Raw genomic sequence first — 14428 nt, 5'->3', positions numbered from 1 at the left:
GCCGTATTTCCGGTGCGAATTAGATTGTTACAAAAGAGCTTTGCCCGAACTGATGTCAGGTTGTCTTGGTGCCCATCTGCGCCAGGACGAGTTTTTCGGCGACACCGACCAGCGCGTACAGCACAATCGACGCGACGGTGATGACCAGAACCGATGCCCATAGCTCGTTGTAGGCCGCCGCGGGTAGCGCTTGCTGCAGCGTCGCGCCCAGGCCCTTGTTGGTGCCCAGCCACTCGGCAACGGTGGCGCCGATCATGGCGCCGGGCACCGAGACCTTCGCGGCGGCGAACAGTGCCGGTACCGCCGAGGGCAGCGACGCCATCCGCATCGCGGTCAAACGTGTTCCGCCATAAGCGATGATCACGTCGTTGATCTGGCGCGGTGCGTTGGCCAGGCCGGTCATGATCATCACCAGCGCGGGGAAGAAGACAACGATGCCGCCCATCACCGCCACCACTGCCACTCCGCGCCCGACCACCAGTGTGATCAGCGGGGTCATCGCCACCAGGGGTACCGAACGCAAGAGCATGGCGATGGGCATGAATGTCTGGGCGACGGGCCGGAACATCACGAACAGGGCGGCCGCGACGATCGCCGCGCTCATGCCGCAGACGAAGCCGATTCCCGCGTCTTTCAACGTGATCTGAAGGTTGTCCATGATCTCGGCGCGGTCGGTCGCCGAGGTCGGTTCGGTGAACAGGTAGTGGAAGACATCGACGGGAGTTTTGCCGATGATCGGCCCGATGTCGGGGAAGGCCAGCAAGAACAGCCACCAGATCACCAGGATCAGGATGAACGAGATCACCAGCGAGCCGATGAACTTCCCGATCTCCCACGTGATCGCCTTGGCGTTGCCCGAGTTCGCCCGTGCCGCGGCGTCGGCGGGGACCGGTGCCGACGGGGGAGCTGTTGTGGTGGCGGTCATTTGGTCCCTGCCATTCCGGTGCTGTAGCGGGTGACGTATACCGAGATGACGGCGACGATTGCGTAGCCGATGCCGGCCACCGCACCGGTGAGCAGTGCGATCGCCCATACCGCAGGTATGTCACCGGCCTGCTGGGAGATGATCAGCGATGGGCCTGCACCCTTTTCGGGCATGGCCAGGAACTCGCCGAGCACGGCGCCGAGTACGGCGGCGGGAGCGGCGATCTTCAATGCGGCAAAAGTCGATGGAAGCGCGGAGACGATCCGGACCCGGACGAGCTGGGCGATGGAGCCGCCGCCGTACACCTTGACCAGATCGAGACTGGCCTGATGTGGTGATCGCAGTCCGGACAACGTGCCGATCATCGTCGTGAAGAACACCGAGATGGCGGCAAGGAAGACGATCATCGTCTGCACCTCGGCAAACGCCACCTGGACGATGGGTGCCACCGCGATGATCGGTGTGCAGTAGCTGATGATCGCCAATTGGGTTGACACACCCTCGATCAGCGGAATGACCACCACCAGCAAAGCCAGACCGATGGCCAGCACATTGCCCCACATGAAGCCTCGTAGCGACAGCTCTATGGTCGGGCCGAAGTTGTTGACGTAATAGTCCAAACCCTTGTCGTTGATCTTTTCGATCACCGCCCAGGGAGTGGGGATGGTGCCTTTGAACCACTCGAAGTGCCCGGCCATCGACCAGATGATCAGCACCGCAACCATGCCGATCACACCTGCACCCCAACGTTTTCCGGCAAGCTGCGCGCGGTCGGCGAACTGTGCCCCCGCGGAACGGTTTTGCGCGGTCAGGGTGCTCACGCCACCCCCGCCGATCCCTTGCTGCCGAACAGGAGACCACTGAGGTGATCATGCAGGGCATGGAACTCGGGTGTTCGCATCATGTCCGGAACCCGCGGACGTGGCAGGTCGATCGTGACGGTTTCGAGGATGGTGCCCGGACGTGGACTCATCACGGCCACCACGTCGGAGAGAAAGACCGCTTCGCCGATCCCGTGGGTCACCATCAGCGTGGTTGCCGGCTTCTCGGTCCAGATGCGGAGGAGTTCGATGTTGAGCCGTTGCCGGGTCATGTCATCGAGCGCGCCGAACGGTTCGTCGAGGAGCAATGCGGTCGGTTTCACGACCAGCGCGCGGGCGATCGACACACGCTGACGCATGCCGCCGGACAGCGTGGCCGGTTTCGCCTTCTCGAAGCCCTTGAGGCCGACGAGTTCGATGAGGTCGTTGATGGCTCCTTTGTCGACAGGCATTCCTGCGACCTGCAAGGGGAGTTTGATGTTCGCTTCCACGCTGCGCCACGGCAGCAGCGCCGAATCCTGAAATGCGATACCGAGTTCGTGCTGGGATTGGAGCTCTTTGGGCGAGAGTCCGTTCATCAGGGCAGTGCCTGCGGTGGACTCCTCGAGCCCGGCAAGGATTCGCAGAACCGTCGACTTGCCGCAACCCGACGGGCCCAGCAACGAGAGGAACGCGCCCTCGGAGGTTTGCAGGTCCACATCGTGAAGGGCGGTCACCGAAGACCCGCCGCGTAGGCCACTGGACTTGAACTCTTTGGTCAGCCCCGAAATGTCGATTCCGGTGCCCAAGGGGCGGCTTTTGGTGGCGGCGACGGCGGGTTGTACGTCCGTCTGTGTTGCTCCCATGGAGTCGGCAGGGCTCATATTCGGGGACGTTAGGCGGCGATGGTTTCTTCTGGATTACGTCGGCGTTACTGCGCTCGTACCTCGTTCAGCGCCTTCGAGAAACGCGTGTCACTTCTGTTCTGATTCGAGGATCGGAGCCAGGCTCGTCAAGATGGAGAACACACCGCGGATGGCTTCGGAAGCGGGTTCCGCGGACACCGAAGGGTCGACAGCGCGCTGAATACCGAGTCCGATTCCGGTGCTGAGCAAGAGGTTCGCGATGCTGGCCGGCGGGACCGGGAGGTGTTCGAGGCCGGTATCGCCGATTCCGATACCGGAAAGAAATGACCTCAATACGGCGATGACCGCGATCTCTCCGAGTTTCTCATGATGGATGGCATCGAGAACCGCGCGGCAGAGGTGACGCTTGTCCTGAAAGTTCGAGTAGACGTACCTTCGGTACTCGAAGTGGTGTGCGGCAGAGTTCACCACGTTCGTACATTGGGGGAACTGATGGGGACCAGGAACAGAACGCAGCCGGTCGACGACGCCAGCGCGGCCGTCGCCGTGCGGCATGCCCTGGCCGACGCGGAGACACGCCCATGACGGCCCCGAGGCGAGACCCCCGCGTGGTGATCATCGGTGCCGGGGTCGCAGGGATCGCGACCGCCTACACCCTGCAAAAGGCCGGGTTCGCCAATTTCACGATCCTGGAGAAGGGCACTGACGTCGGTGGTGTCTGGCATTGGAATCGCTACCCGGGGCTGACCTGCGACGTGCCGTCGCAGATCTACCAGTTTTCGTTCGCCCCCAATCCGGACTGGTCACAGATATGGGCCGATGGGGACGAGATCCAGCGCTATCACCGCGACGTCGTCGACCGTTTCGGGCTGGACAAGTACCTGCGGTTGAGCACCGAGGTGGTCAGTGCCCGCTACGACGCGTCCGGGGGACGGTGGCACGTCACGACCGGCGATGGCGCGACAGAGATCGCCGACTTCGTCATCTGTGCCACCGGGGTCCTGCATCATCCCGCGATTCCGGATATTACTGGGCTGCAGTCTTTTTCGGGTACGACCGTACATACTGCCCGGTGGGATGACGACCTCGTCACCGCAGGCAAGTCGATAGCGGTGATCGGTACCGGATCCACTGGCGTGCAGATCGTGTCCGCCCTGCAGCCTTCTGCTGCCCGGCTGATCCACTTCGTCCGCTCACCCCAGTGGATCCTGTGGGCGCCGATGCGGTTGCCGCAGCCGGCGGCGTTGGGGACAGTCCTGGCGAAATACCCCAGGTTGCACGATTCCGTCCATCGTCAATTGCTCTGGGCTTCAGGGATTCTGGCCGATATCGTCACCAAACCGTCGTGGCGACGCCGATTGGTTCAGGCCTATGCTCGGTGGTCGCTGCGAGCGCAGGTACGCAACCGGCCGCTACGCGAGGACCTGACCCCGGATTATCAACCACTCTGCAAACGGCAGGTCCTGTCGGGCAGCTACTACAGGGCGATCGCCGCCGCCAACACGGAATTGGCCTCGGGCGCCATCGCCGAGATCACGCCGGATGGAATCCTCATGGAATCCGGGACCCACCACGATGTGGACGTGATCGTTCTCGCCACGGGATTCAAGGCGCACAACTATATGCGGCCCATGCGCATCGAGGGCCGCGATGGCATCACCTTGGACGAAGCGTGGGCCGACGGCCCGCGTGCGTACCGGATGACCGCCATACCGGGGTTTCCCAATCTGTTCACCGTGCTCGGCCCCAACTCACCCACGGGCTCGATATCCCTGCAGTACACGGCCGAACTCACCGCTCGTTACATCGTTCGATGGCTGGAGCAGTTCAGGGACAACAAGATCACCGCGGTGGAAGTCACGGAGCCGGCCACCGATCGGTTCAACAGGGAGGTCGCGGACGCGATGGGCCCCACGGTCTGGAACACCGGATGCAATTCCTGGTACTTCACGGACAACGAGACCATCGATCTGTGGCCCTTCGACCGCGCCACATTGACACGGATGCTCACTGCTCCGGACGAGGGTGACTACTTCATCCGCCGACCCCCGAAAGTGGTGGGTTCCGGCGAGCATTCACCCAGGTGACGCCAACCAGAACCCCCCGCTTTCGGGTCGGGATCAGCCTTTGATCGCTTCGATCCACTTGACCCGCGCACCGGTGCGCAAGACGTTGCGCTGGTAGATCCGGGCCGCGAACCAGGTGGCCAGCGCGCAGGCGAGGATCATCAACACCGCGCTACCGATGATCTGGAACATCGACGCATCCCCGGTGGCAATGCGGATCGGCATGATGGACGCCGAGAAGGGTGGGATCCAGGCCAGGGTCTGCATGAGTGTGCTGTCGAGGGCATTGATGCCGAAGATCGCCGCGTAGATGACCGCCATCGCGAGAATCGTCAGAGGTGCCGAACTCGACCCGAGTTCTTCCTGCCGCGAGACCACCGCACCGGTGGCGGCGTACAGCGTGGCGAAGAACAGGAATCCGAGGACAAACCAGACGAGCACCGCGACAAACATGGACCCGGCAGCTGAGGGCACGTCGAGCAGTCCCGTTGCCAGAGCGGTGATCAACGCGGCTCCGCCGAGGACGATCACCTGCGCAAACGCCATCGCCCCGATGCCGATGATCTTGCCCCACAGCAGATGTAGGGGCTTGATCGTGGCCAGGAGGATCTCGACGACCCGTGATGTCTTTTCCTCGACGACTCCGCCTGCGACCATGCCGCCGCCCTGCAGCACTGCGAACATCAGTAGTGACATGCCGGTCAGTGCTACGGCGATACGTTGTCCCTCATCGGGTTTGGCCGGTTTGGTCTCGGTGATCGTCAGGGATGAGTCGGCACTGATGGTGGAGAGGTCGACATCCTGCTGTGCCAGAGCCTTACTCAGCCCGTCTTGGCTGACGGCGGTCCGTAGGACGCCTTCGAGGGTTCCGTCGAGATCGTCTTTGGTGATGGCCTCGTAGTTGTTCCCCGAACCAGGGACCAGCGCGACCTTCACGTCACCGTCTTCGGCCTGCTGCCGGGCGTCGTCAGGGTTGCCGATCGGAACGATCTCGATCTTCTCGCCGGAGGCGTCTCCGATCGCAACGATGGTCTGTGAGATCTGTGGGTCGTCGCCGACCAGACCCACCTTCGTGGGTTTGCTGTTGCCGGTGAACATCGACAGCACGATGATGCCGGCCACGATCACCACGAGCAGCAGAACGTTGGTGATGACAAACGATTTGGTTGCGGCGCGCGTGGTGATCTCACGGCCGGCGACAAGCCGGATCGCGCGCCAGGCGCCGAGTCGCTGAGTGTTCGTTGACGTTGAATTGTCGATTTTGAAAGGACTATCGGTGATCACGCGCTTACCACCTCACGGAACAGTTCGGTCAGGTCGGGTTTGGAGATGGCGAAGTGTGTCACCGGGCCGGTGCTCAACGCGGTCGCGAGCACTGCCTGCTCGTCGCCCTCAGGCGTCATCGTGACAGTGGTTGTGGTGCCGTTGTGGTTGCTGCTCTGAACACCCGGGATCCGGTCGGCCCACCCGGGAGGTGCTTGCGGCGCAACAACATCGAGCCGGATGTCGCCGGTGGAACGCAGTTCGTTCACGGTCCCCAGTGCGCGCATCGTGCCTTTGGTGATGATGCCGACCCGGTCGCAGAGTCGTTGCACGAGATCGAGCTGGTGGCTCGAGAAGATGACCGGAACACCCTGCGCCGCCTTTTCTTCGAGAACCTCACTCATCACGTCGACGGCGACCGGGTCGAGTCCCGAGAAGGGTTCGTCGAGAACGAGCACGTCTGGGTCGTGGACCAGCGCCGCAGCCAATTGCACGCGCTGCTGGTTGCCCAGACTCAGGTTGTTGACGTCATCGTTGATGCGCTCGGCGATACCCAGTCGCTCGACCCAACGTTCGACCTGGCTGTCGGCCTCGCGGCGAGAGAGCCCGTGCAGCTGGGCGAAGAAGGAAAGCTGTTTGCCCACCTTCATTTTCGGGTAGAGACCTCGCTCTTCGGGCATGTATCCGATACGGCGGCGGGTGTCGAGGTCGATGGGGGAGTCGCCGAGCAGGACGCGCCCCGAGTCCGCGGACAGGACACCGAGGATGATGCGCATCGTGGTCGACTTGCCGGCACCGTTGGATCCGACGAAGCCGAAGATCTCGCCGGGGGCGACGGAAAAGCTCATGTTGTCCAGGGCGACGAGGGATCCGTATCGCTTGGTCAATCTGTCGACGATCAACGGGTCTGTCATGTATCCAATCCTTCTGTGGTGGTGACATTCCGGGTTTCGGATAGGTGTGCTTGCATGTCGTCGGGCAGGTCGTAGACGGCGTAGTCCTCCGGGTCGGGATCGTTGAGCCACCAGGCGAGCAAGCACGTGGGCAGGCAGGTGCCAGCCACCAGCAGGACGATCAGCAAGGTGCCTGCGCCGTAGACCACCTGGCCACTGACGCTGTCGCCGAAGGAGACCACGATCAGCACCAGGTAGGGGATGAACATGGTCACCCAGAGCGCCGTGTATGCGAGCGAACGCGCCGCGTTGCGGGTGGCCAGCTGGATTTCGTCGAGCGCTCCTGCAGGTGCATCGCTGACGTTCAGGGTGATCGCTCGCAAGATGTACAGGACCGGCAGGAAGACAAGGCAGATCAGCACTATGTACGGAAGCCCGAACCAACTGGTGAAAAAGGCGGCGATGCTGCACGCGAAGACGAGTATCCAGGTGATGACCAGCGTGACGACCAATCGTCTGGCGGAGCGACGATTGCGCAGGCGGGGAAAGCGGGTTCCCCAGCGGCGCAGGAACTTCTCATGACTCCTGGCCTGCCACGACTCGTAACCACGCCACCAGCCGGGCTTCGCCGATTCCGGGATCGGGGAGTTCGGATGGTTCATCGTGCCCCTCCATAGTCGTTGCGGTACAGCTGTTCTGACATGGCGCCGAACTCGTGCCTGCTGAAGACCGCCTCCACCGGAAGGTGGAAGACATCGCAGATCCGAAATGCCAGATCGAGGCTCGGGTAGTTGTCGCCCCGTTCGAGTGATCCGATGGATTGAACGTTGACCCCCACCAGTTCAGCGAGCTGTGCCCGAGACATCCGCCGCTCGGCGCGCAGTACGCCGATGCGATTGTGGATCGGCAGATGTCCTGCCTTTTTCACGGGGCTCACCTGTGACAGTGTTGTGAAAACACAACAATATGTCAAAGAATCGCACTAATTCGTTGCTGGAACAGTTGGTGATACTCGCAAATCGATGGCCGAACAGGTCAGCTGGAGGACCTCAGGAATTCTCGGCGATGATCATGTTCGGGATTCCGTCACCCAGTGCCACCGGGACGCATTGGTCGGTGAACCCAGCCGCTGGATCGAGGGCGGCCAACACGAGGGCGATGGTGAACTCGTCGTAGGGCATCCGGAAGTGACCGCTCTGATCGGCGGGGCACAGATCCTGCACGATGACGTTGGTCGCGGCCCGGTCCCGAAGCGCCACATTGGTCGCCGGTTGGATGACCTCATCGACTCGCGATGCGATCGTGGTGTATTCGACTCCGGGCACAGTGTCAGCGGGAGAGTTCAGATCGTTGAGGAACGGCGAACCCTGGGCCTGCTGCCACAACGCCGTGGACACCAACTCTCTTGGAGGGATCTTGGCAGCGACCTCCATCGCACCAGGGATCAGTGCGGCCAGGGGAACGAGACCGTACAGCGAACTCCCGTAGGAAGGTGACGCCAGACCCACCCACCGACCGACTACCTGAGCCCCGCCGAGCTTGTTGATGAAATATCGGCCGACTGTGGCGCCCTGCGAGTACCCGACGATGTCGACGTCGGCGGATCCGGTGGCGGACAAGACGTCGTCGACAAATACCGCGACCTGTGTGGAGCTCGCCGTGATGTCCTCGGTTCCGAAGTTGGCCGTACCGGGTTGCCCGCCGTAGTTGAGCGCGAACACGCAGTAGCCGGCAACGACCAGTCGCGGGCCGATGGCGGCGTAATCGGAATATGCGGTCGAGTCGGTGCCGTGCAGCAACACCACCGGGCGCGGATGCTCCTTCGAAGGAACGCAGGTGAAGTCGTTCACTCCCGCTGGGACCGAACCGGGATTCTGGCGAACGTACCGCGAGGCGTCTGCATGGGTGACCTGCGCCGGGCCGGTCAGGCGCGGGACCTGCGAGGTCGAGGTGGTCGCGGCGCCGTCGGGTTCAGCATTGGCGAGGGTGGGCGAGGCGACACCGACGGCGAGGACAGCAGCAGCAACCAGCGTGAGACGAAACATGTGCATGTGTCACCATCCGGCATCTTGTTGCTCCAGCTTTGTTTCAATGCCAATTGCAGCACTCTGTTCGGGTCTGTGCAGCAGAACCCGGTGCCGGCGACGCTCATCGGGTCGTGAGAAGTTCTTGCACCACCCGCGCTGCTTCGCGTCCGGCCCGGTTGGCGCCGATCGTCGATGCAGAGGGTCCGTAACCGAGTAGCTGTAGCTGTGGCAATGCCTCGACCACTGTGGCCAGACGCCCCGTCATGACGATCCCACCCCCGGGCGCCCGTAACCGCAGGGGTGCCAGATGATCGAGTGCACTGCGAAAACCGGTGCACCAGAGGATGATGTCGACGTCCAGATGCTGCAGCGGCTCGCCTTCGTTCGCGCAGTCCCAGCAGACTCCGCCGGGCGTGATGCGGGTGAACATCGGCCGCCAATCCAGGATCCCGTCTGCCTGTGCGGCCCGGATCGAATCGGTCACCGGTAGTCCGGTCACCGACACCACCGACCCCGGGGGCAACCCTGCTCGGACCCGTTCCTCGACCCGTGCCACCGCAGCGCGTCCGAGGTCGGGGGAGAACGGTGCATCAGTGAACTTCGGTTCGGTGCGGCTGCACCAGAACGTCTGGACTCCCTCGGCGTTGCCGGCGATCTCGATGAGGAGCTGAACTGCGGATATACCGGCTCCGACCACGAGAACCCGCTTGCCTGCGAAGTCGGTGGGGCTTCGGTAATCGTGTGTGTGCAGCTGGGTGCCGGTGAAGGTCTCGATGCCTGCGACGTAGGGAACGAACGGGCGGTCCCAGGTGCCGGTGGCATTGATGATGGTGCGTGCGGAGATCTCGTGTCCGTCGGCGGTGGCGACCTGGAATTCCTCGCCGTGATGTGTCACCGATCGGACGTCGACCGGCCGATGTACGTCGAGGTCGAACTTCTGCTCGTAGTGAGCGAAGTAGTCCCGCACCGCGGTGGCGGCAGGCCACTGATCGCACTCCATGCCCAAAGCCTCTGGCAGGCCCAACCCGGGCAGGTCGTGAACGCCGTTGGCGCCGGCCAAAGTCAATGTCGGCCAGCGAAATTGCCATGCTCCGCCGGGGCCGGGCGAGTGATCGACCATCAGCGTCCGAGACCGCAGGCCGAACTTGCCCAGGTAATAGCCGGCGGACAGCCCCGCCTGTCCGCCGCCGATGACCAGGACATCGGTCTCGGTGGAATCGCCGAAAGGGTTCGCGTTCACAATCGAACAGTAGCGGTACGCTGACCTGATGATTGGGACCAGCCGAGACGGCGACGTGCTGACCATCGAATTGCAGCGCGAGCAGCAGCGGAATGCGTTGAACCACGAAATGGTCGAGGCGTTGGCGGATGCATTGGGCGACGCTGCCGATTCTGGTGCGCGAGCCGTGATTCTGACCGGGGCCGGCAGTGTTTTCTGCGCTGGGGCCGATCTCTCGGGTCCTGTCTACGAGCAGTCATTCCTCGACAAATTGCTGGCGACGTTGCGATTGATCGAGGACATTCCGATGCCGGTGATCGCAGCCCTCAACGGCCCTGCGCTCGGGGCCGGTTTGCAGTTGGCGCTCGCCGCCGACCTACGGGTCATGTCTCCGTCGTCCTTCTGTGCCATTCCGGCGGCGAAAATCGGTGTCACGGTGGATGAATGGACGATCAAGCGTCTTGTCTCCCTGGCCGGTGCCGGAGATGCGGCGGGGATCCTGCTCGGCTGCGAATCGATGAGTGCCGAGAGGGCGCACGTGGTCGGGTTCGCCAACCGGATCGGTGATCTCGGGGAGGCCCAGCGGTGGGCTGCGATGATCGCGACCCTTGCTCCGCTGACGCTGCGGCACTACAAGTTGGTCCTGGGCGACGATGGCGCGCGCGACGAACCCCCCGCAGAGCACGTCGCCGCAATGGTGCTTGCGTGGCAGAGCAACGACATGGCCGAAGGTCGGGCGGCCCGCTCCGAGAAACGCCCGCCCATCTTCACCGGCAGCTGAGCACTGCACCGGTTCGGTGAGATCGCCCCCGGTGCACGGCGACCCGGCGCTGCAACAGCACACTCAATTCTCTTGCGCCTGTTGAAAAGCTGCCGCCACCATACCGACGTCGTCGCCGACCTGGAACACCCCGCGCGGTAGGTCGGGGAAGACGGCGTTGCTCACAGCGGTCACGAAGAGCAGCCGGCGGCCATCACCGACGTCAAGGTAGCCGGACAGGCCTTGCGTGGTGATCACCAGACGTTCGGTGCCCGGTTCGACATCGGCAGAGGTGGACGTCTTGCCGATCACCTTTCCTTTGGCCGGGCTGTCCACACCGACCCCGGACAGCGACCCGCGCTCACCCAGGATGGGTTGCCCACTCCAGAATGTATCCGCCCAGGATTGACCGTTCACCCACTTCAACCAGGTGGCGACGGCGGCGGGGGTCGCGGACGACGGGTCACCGCCCTGCCCGTCCATGATCACGAAGTCTGATGCGGGGACACCGGCGTCGGTCGCCAGATCGCGGATCGCAGGCAATCCGTCCGCGCACTTGTCGGAGCCCGCCTCGACGGCCAGCAGGCAGACAAAGGTATTGGCCCCGGTGTTGTAACTCGTTGCCAGGATCATGCCGCCCGCTTCGCCGAGCGGGGCCGAGTCGAGCGTCGCAAGCCGCAGGTCGTCCTGATAACTGCCCTGCGGCGGAAGGACAGCCGCATTGTTGACCTTCGACGTTGTGTCAATCGTAATACCGTTGCGCTGCAACGCCTCTATGAACAGCTGGCGCGCCCAGCTCGACGCGTCGGTGATGCGGTAGACGGTCAGCGAGGTCTTGCCCGCCGGAACCGATCCGGTCACCCGGAGCAACGTCGGATCGACCTCATCCGCGGCGACCTTCAGGGTGGAGTCGCTGTCGGCGGCGCCGGTGGTCACCTGTGCGTCGACGGTGAACAGGCCATTGCCCGGAAGCATCTCGATCGTGGCAGGCTGCCCGGGTTCGCCGGGCTGTGCCTGGATATCGACGAGGTTGTCGTTGACAAAGATCGACGGCACCTTGCCTTCGACGGTGTCGTAGGTTTCCCAGAGGCGCGGATCGATCAGCACGTCGCCGTCGATGCGCGTGACTCCTGATGCGGCAACCTGCTGCGCCATCGCATCGAGTCCGGCGAGCGGATTGCCCGGCGCCAGGACCGCACCGGGGAGTGCGTCGGCGTAGACGTGATCGATTCCCTCTGTGGCGAAGTCGAATTGATCCTGGTCGGCATTGCGCCCGCCGAGTGCCAGGTCGCCGGATCCGACGAGTACCAGGTCACCGGTCAGGGTGCCGCCCACCGGTGCCGCCGTCGCGTAGACGGGGGTCGTGATGGTGCGGTCGACACCGAGGTCGTTGAAAACCGTTCCGACTGTGAAGTGTTTGGTCTGCGACGCAAGGAACATGAAGGTGTCGGCTTGATTGCTGTAGATGACCTCGTCGGTCTCGGGGTCGATCACCAGATATGACCACCGCGCCGCGGTGTACGGATCGGTTTCCATGATCGCGGTGGCGTCGGCCGGTATCGCCTGGCCCTGGGTTCTGTTCGGCGCGGACGTGCCCGACGAGTCGCCGGAGCAGGCGGCTGCCAGCAGCATGCCGGCGGCAGTCACGATCGCCAGAAACGTTCGAGCTGTGCGCGTTCGGCGACGTCGTCCTGGCATGAGGCACCAACTTTCCGTGTCGGGTCGACGCCGCGCAGCACGCTCAGCGAACGTTCCATCTCAGCGCAACCTACTCCATTTGGTGCAAATTGCATACTGCACTTTGCACCAAACTGAGGTACTGTCGGTGCACCGGCGTGCCCAGGACAGCCCTCGCTGGATGAGTAGTCCGCGCGCCGTCCGTGACGCCGGAGCCGCCGGATGGAGCAACATGGTCACCCGAACCACACCCAACCCACCGTCGCATCGACGTCAACGTGCCCGGATATATGCCTGCACGGCAATAGCTTTCGGCACAGTGGTCGTACTCGCGCTGGCAGGATGCAGTTCATCGTCGAATGATTCGTCCACCAGCTCGATGGCCGAGGTCCCACCGAGTGTGCCGGACGCCCAGCTCGACCGGGCCGACGTCGACGCGGCGATCGGCCGGCTCGACGGTTACGTCGAGAACATCATGGCCGATACCGGCGCTCCGGGTGTGGCCGTGGCAGTCGTCTACAAGGGCGAAGTGCTGTACGCCAAGGGGTTTGGCGTCCGGAAGGTCGGTGAACCAGGCAAGGTCGACACGAGCACCATGTTCCAGCTGGCGTCGGTGTCGAAGCCCCTGGCGTCGAGTGTCGTGGCGACCGTCGTCGGCGACGGGAAGATCGCTTGGGACGACCCGGTGATAACCCATGAGCCGGGCTTCGCCGTGGCCGATCCGTATGTCACCGCCAACGCAACGTACACCGATCTGATGTCGCACCGATCGGGCCTGCCCGACCACGCCGGCGACCTGCTCGAGGACCTCGGCTACACGTATCCCGAGACGATCAGCCGACTCAACCAGGTTCCGCTGTACCGCTTCCGCGACCACTACGACTACACCAACTACGGATTCTCGATCGCCGGGAACGCTGCGGCCAACGCCGAGGGCATGACGTGGGCGGACCTGTCGGAGCAGAAGATCTACGAACCACTTGGGATGGAGAACACGACCTCCCGGTACGACGAGTGGCTGAACTCCCCCAACCGCGCGTTCAACCATCAGCTCATCGACCCCGACGCCAAGACCTGGGAGGCGAAGTACGTCAGCAATCCCGCGGAGCAGGCGCCGGCCGGTGGCGCCATGTCGTCGGTCGATGACATGGCCAAGTGGGTTCAGATGGAACTTGCGGACGGCATGTTCAACGGGCAGCAGATCGTCGATCCTGAAGAGTTGCAGTTCACCCACCAGGCTCATTCTTTCTCCCACCCCTCCACCGCCCCTGGTGCGCGAGACAGCTTCTACGGCATCGGGTTCAACGTCAGCACCGACGACCACGGTCGAGTGCAGATCGGGCACGCCGGCGCCTTTGCGCTCGGCGCCAGCACCGACGTCAAGATGCTGCCCAGTGAGCAACTCGGGATCGTCGTACTCGCCAACACGGCGCCGGTCGGGGTGTCGGAGACATTGACGGCTCAGTTCCTCGACTACGTGAGCAACGGCAAGCTGACGGTGGATTGGCCGCCCTTTGTAGCCGAGCAGTTCAAGATGGTCATCGCCTCCGGGCGCTCAGACGTCGACTACGCCACCCCACCGGCCGATGCCGCGCCGGCCCGCCCGGCGAGCGACTACACCGGGATGTACACCAGCCCGTTCTACGGCCCTGCCGAGGTGGTCGCGCAGGGCAACAACCTGGTCCTGCGGATCGGCAAAGATCTGCAACAGAGCTACCCGCTCACCCACTACGTCGGCGACACCTACTGGTTCGAGCCGGAAGGCGAAAACGCCGCGGGCCCAACGGGTGCCGAGTTCACCGTCGCCGGACCGGCCAGTTCGTTGACCATCGAGTATCTCGACAAAGACGACCTCGGCACCTTCACGCGAGCGCCACAATGAGTTCCCCACGCTGTGGAAACCACCGCAGCGAGGTCCGGTGAGATCACCAC

At 63.4% G+C, this 14428-nt stretch carries 14 protein-coding genes; 3 read left to right on the top strand and 11 right to left on the bottom strand.

What is annotated here, in order from left to right; genetic code table 11:
- Nucleotides 1–55 precede the first annotated feature (55 nt).
- The 4 genes from AC56PL_RS23955 to AC56PL_RS23940 form a co-directional block, all read right to left on the bottom strand.
- Complete coding sequence (locus tag AC56PL_RS23955) at nucleotides 56–925, bottom strand: ABC transporter permease subunit (protein ID WP_495517588.1); 870 nt, start codon at nucleotides 923–925, stop codon at nucleotides 56–58.
- On the bottom strand, nucleotides 922–1650 hold the full coding sequence (locus tag AC56PL_RS23950) for an ABC transporter permease subunit (RefSeq protein WP_495517690.1): 729 nt from the start codon (nucleotides 1648–1650) through the stop codon (nucleotides 922–924). Before AC56PL_RS23950 ends, AC56PL_RS23955 begins: the two co-directional genes overlap by 4 nt.
- 92 nt (nucleotides 1651–1742) lie before the next feature.
- Nucleotides 1743–2591, bottom strand: a complete 849-nt coding sequence (locus tag AC56PL_RS23945; RefSeq protein ID WP_495517691.1) for an ATP-binding cassette domain-containing protein — start codon at nucleotides 2589–2591, stop codon at nucleotides 1743–1745.
- A 108-nt stretch (nucleotides 2592–2699) separates the two neighbouring features.
- Entirely contained in the window at nucleotides 2700–3062 is a 363-nt protein-coding gene (locus tag AC56PL_RS23940) for a hypothetical protein (RefSeq protein WP_495517589.1), read from the bottom strand.
- A gap of 110 nt (nucleotides 3063–3172) precedes the next feature.
- Between AC56PL_RS23940 and AC56PL_RS23935 the strand changes: the two genes are divergently transcribed.
- A complete protein-coding gene (locus AC56PL_RS23935) occupies nucleotides 3173–4678 on the top strand; it encodes a flavin-containing monooxygenase (RefSeq protein ID WP_497155365.1) in 1506 nt (501 codons plus the stop codon).
- A 33-nt stretch (nucleotides 4679–4711) separates the two neighbouring features.
- Here AC56PL_RS23935 and AC56PL_RS23930 read toward each other — a convergent pair whose 3' ends face one another.
- From AC56PL_RS23930 to AC56PL_RS23905, 6 genes are all read right to left on the bottom strand, one after another.
- Entirely contained in the window at nucleotides 4712–5938 is a 1227-nt protein-coding gene (locus AC56PL_RS23930; protein WP_497155637.1) for an ABC transporter permease, read from the bottom strand.
- Complete coding sequence (locus AC56PL_RS23925) at nucleotides 5938–6834, bottom strand: ATP-binding cassette domain-containing protein (protein ID WP_495517591.1); 897 nt, start codon at nucleotides 6832–6834, stop codon at nucleotides 5938–5940. The genes AC56PL_RS23930 and AC56PL_RS23925 overlap by 1 nt, the downstream gene beginning before the upstream one ends.
- On the bottom strand, nucleotides 6831–7475 hold the full coding sequence (locus AC56PL_RS23920; protein WP_497155364.1) for a hypothetical protein: 645 nt from the start codon (nucleotides 7473–7475) through the stop codon (nucleotides 6831–6833). The genes AC56PL_RS23925 and AC56PL_RS23920 overlap by 4 nt, the downstream gene beginning before the upstream one ends.
- Nucleotides 7472–7750 carry a helix-turn-helix domain-containing protein gene (locus AC56PL_RS23915; RefSeq protein WP_495517593.1) on the bottom strand — a complete coding sequence of 93 codons (279 nt, stop codon included), beginning with the start codon at nucleotides 7748–7750 and terminating at the stop codon, nucleotides 7472–7474. Before AC56PL_RS23915 ends, AC56PL_RS23920 begins: the two co-directional genes overlap by 4 nt.
- A gap of 112 nt (nucleotides 7751–7862) precedes the next feature.
- Entirely contained in the window at nucleotides 7863–8864 is a 1002-nt protein-coding gene (locus AC56PL_RS23910; protein ID WP_497155363.1) for an esterase/lipase family protein, read from the bottom strand.
- Between the two features lie 97 nt (nucleotides 8865–8961).
- Nucleotides 8962–10080, bottom strand: coding sequence for an NAD(P)-binding domain-containing protein (locus tag AC56PL_RS23905; RefSeq protein WP_497155362.1), 1119 nt, complete (start codon nucleotides 10078–10080; stop codon nucleotides 8962–8964).
- A gap of 28 nt (nucleotides 10081–10108) precedes the next feature.
- Here AC56PL_RS23905 and AC56PL_RS23900 point away from each other — a divergent pair, with 28 nt between their 5' ends.
- The gene (locus tag AC56PL_RS23900) at nucleotides 10109–10840 is read left to right on the top strand and encodes an enoyl-CoA hydratase (RefSeq protein WP_495517596.1); all 732 of its coding nucleotides are present in this window, start codon (nucleotides 10109–10111) and stop codon (nucleotides 10838–10840) included.
- 63 nt (nucleotides 10841–10903) lie between these two features.
- Here the strand turns inward: AC56PL_RS23900 and AC56PL_RS23895 are convergent, their stop codons facing one another.
- Nucleotides 10904–12466, bottom strand: coding sequence for a D-alanyl-D-alanine carboxypeptidase/D-alanyl-D-alanine-endopeptidase (locus AC56PL_RS23895; protein ID WP_497155361.1), 1563 nt, complete (start codon nucleotides 12464–12466; stop codon nucleotides 10904–10906).
- A gap of 211 nt (nucleotides 12467–12677) precedes the next feature.
- Here AC56PL_RS23895 and AC56PL_RS23890 point away from each other — a divergent pair, with 211 nt between their 5' ends.
- On the top strand, nucleotides 12678–14378 hold the full coding sequence (locus AC56PL_RS23890; protein WP_497155360.1) for a serine hydrolase: 1701 nt from the start codon (nucleotides 12678–12680) through the stop codon (nucleotides 14376–14378).
- The last annotated feature ends 50 nt before the right edge of the window (nucleotides 14379–14428 follow it).

Source organism: Williamsia sp. Y721, from assembly GCF_059683565.1.
This window is presented reverse-complemented; position numbering and strand designations above follow the sequence as displayed.

Bases quoted from the DNA above. Each gene is read 5' to 3' on its own strand.
- AC56PL_RS23910 (WP_497155363.1), bottom strand. From the start codon at position 8,864: ATGCACATGTTTCGTCTCACGCTGGTTGCTGCTGCTGTCCTCGCCGTC.
- AC56PL_RS23925 (WP_495517591.1), bottom strand. From the start codon at position 6,834: ATGACAGACCCGTTGATCGTCGACAGATTGACCAAGCGATACGGATCC.
- AC56PL_RS23890 (WP_497155360.1), top strand. From the start codon at position 12,678: ATGAGTAGTCCGCGCGCCGTCCGTGACGCCGGAGCCGCCGGATGGAGC.
- AC56PL_RS23920 (WP_497155364.1), bottom strand. From the start codon at position 7,475: ATGAACCATCCGAACTCCCCGATCCCGGAATCGGCGAAGCCCGGCTGG.
- AC56PL_RS23955 (WP_495517588.1), bottom strand. From the start codon at position 925: ATGACCGCCACCACAACAGCTCCCCCGTCGGCACCGGTCCCCGCCGAC.
- AC56PL_RS23950 (WP_495517690.1), bottom strand. From the start codon at position 1,650: ATGGTTGCGGTGCTGATCATCTGGTCGATGGCCGGGCACTTCGAGTGG.
- AC56PL_RS23945 (WP_495517691.1), bottom strand. From the start codon at position 2,591: ATGGGAGCAACACAGACGGACGTACAACCCGCCGTCGCCGCCACCAAA.
- AC56PL_RS23935 (WP_497155365.1), top strand. From the start codon at position 3,173: ATGACGGCCCCGAGGCGAGACCCCCGCGTGGTGATCATCGGTGCCGGG.
- AC56PL_RS23900 (WP_495517596.1), top strand. From the start codon at position 10,109: ATGATTGGGACCAGCCGAGACGGCGACGTGCTGACCATCGAATTGCAG.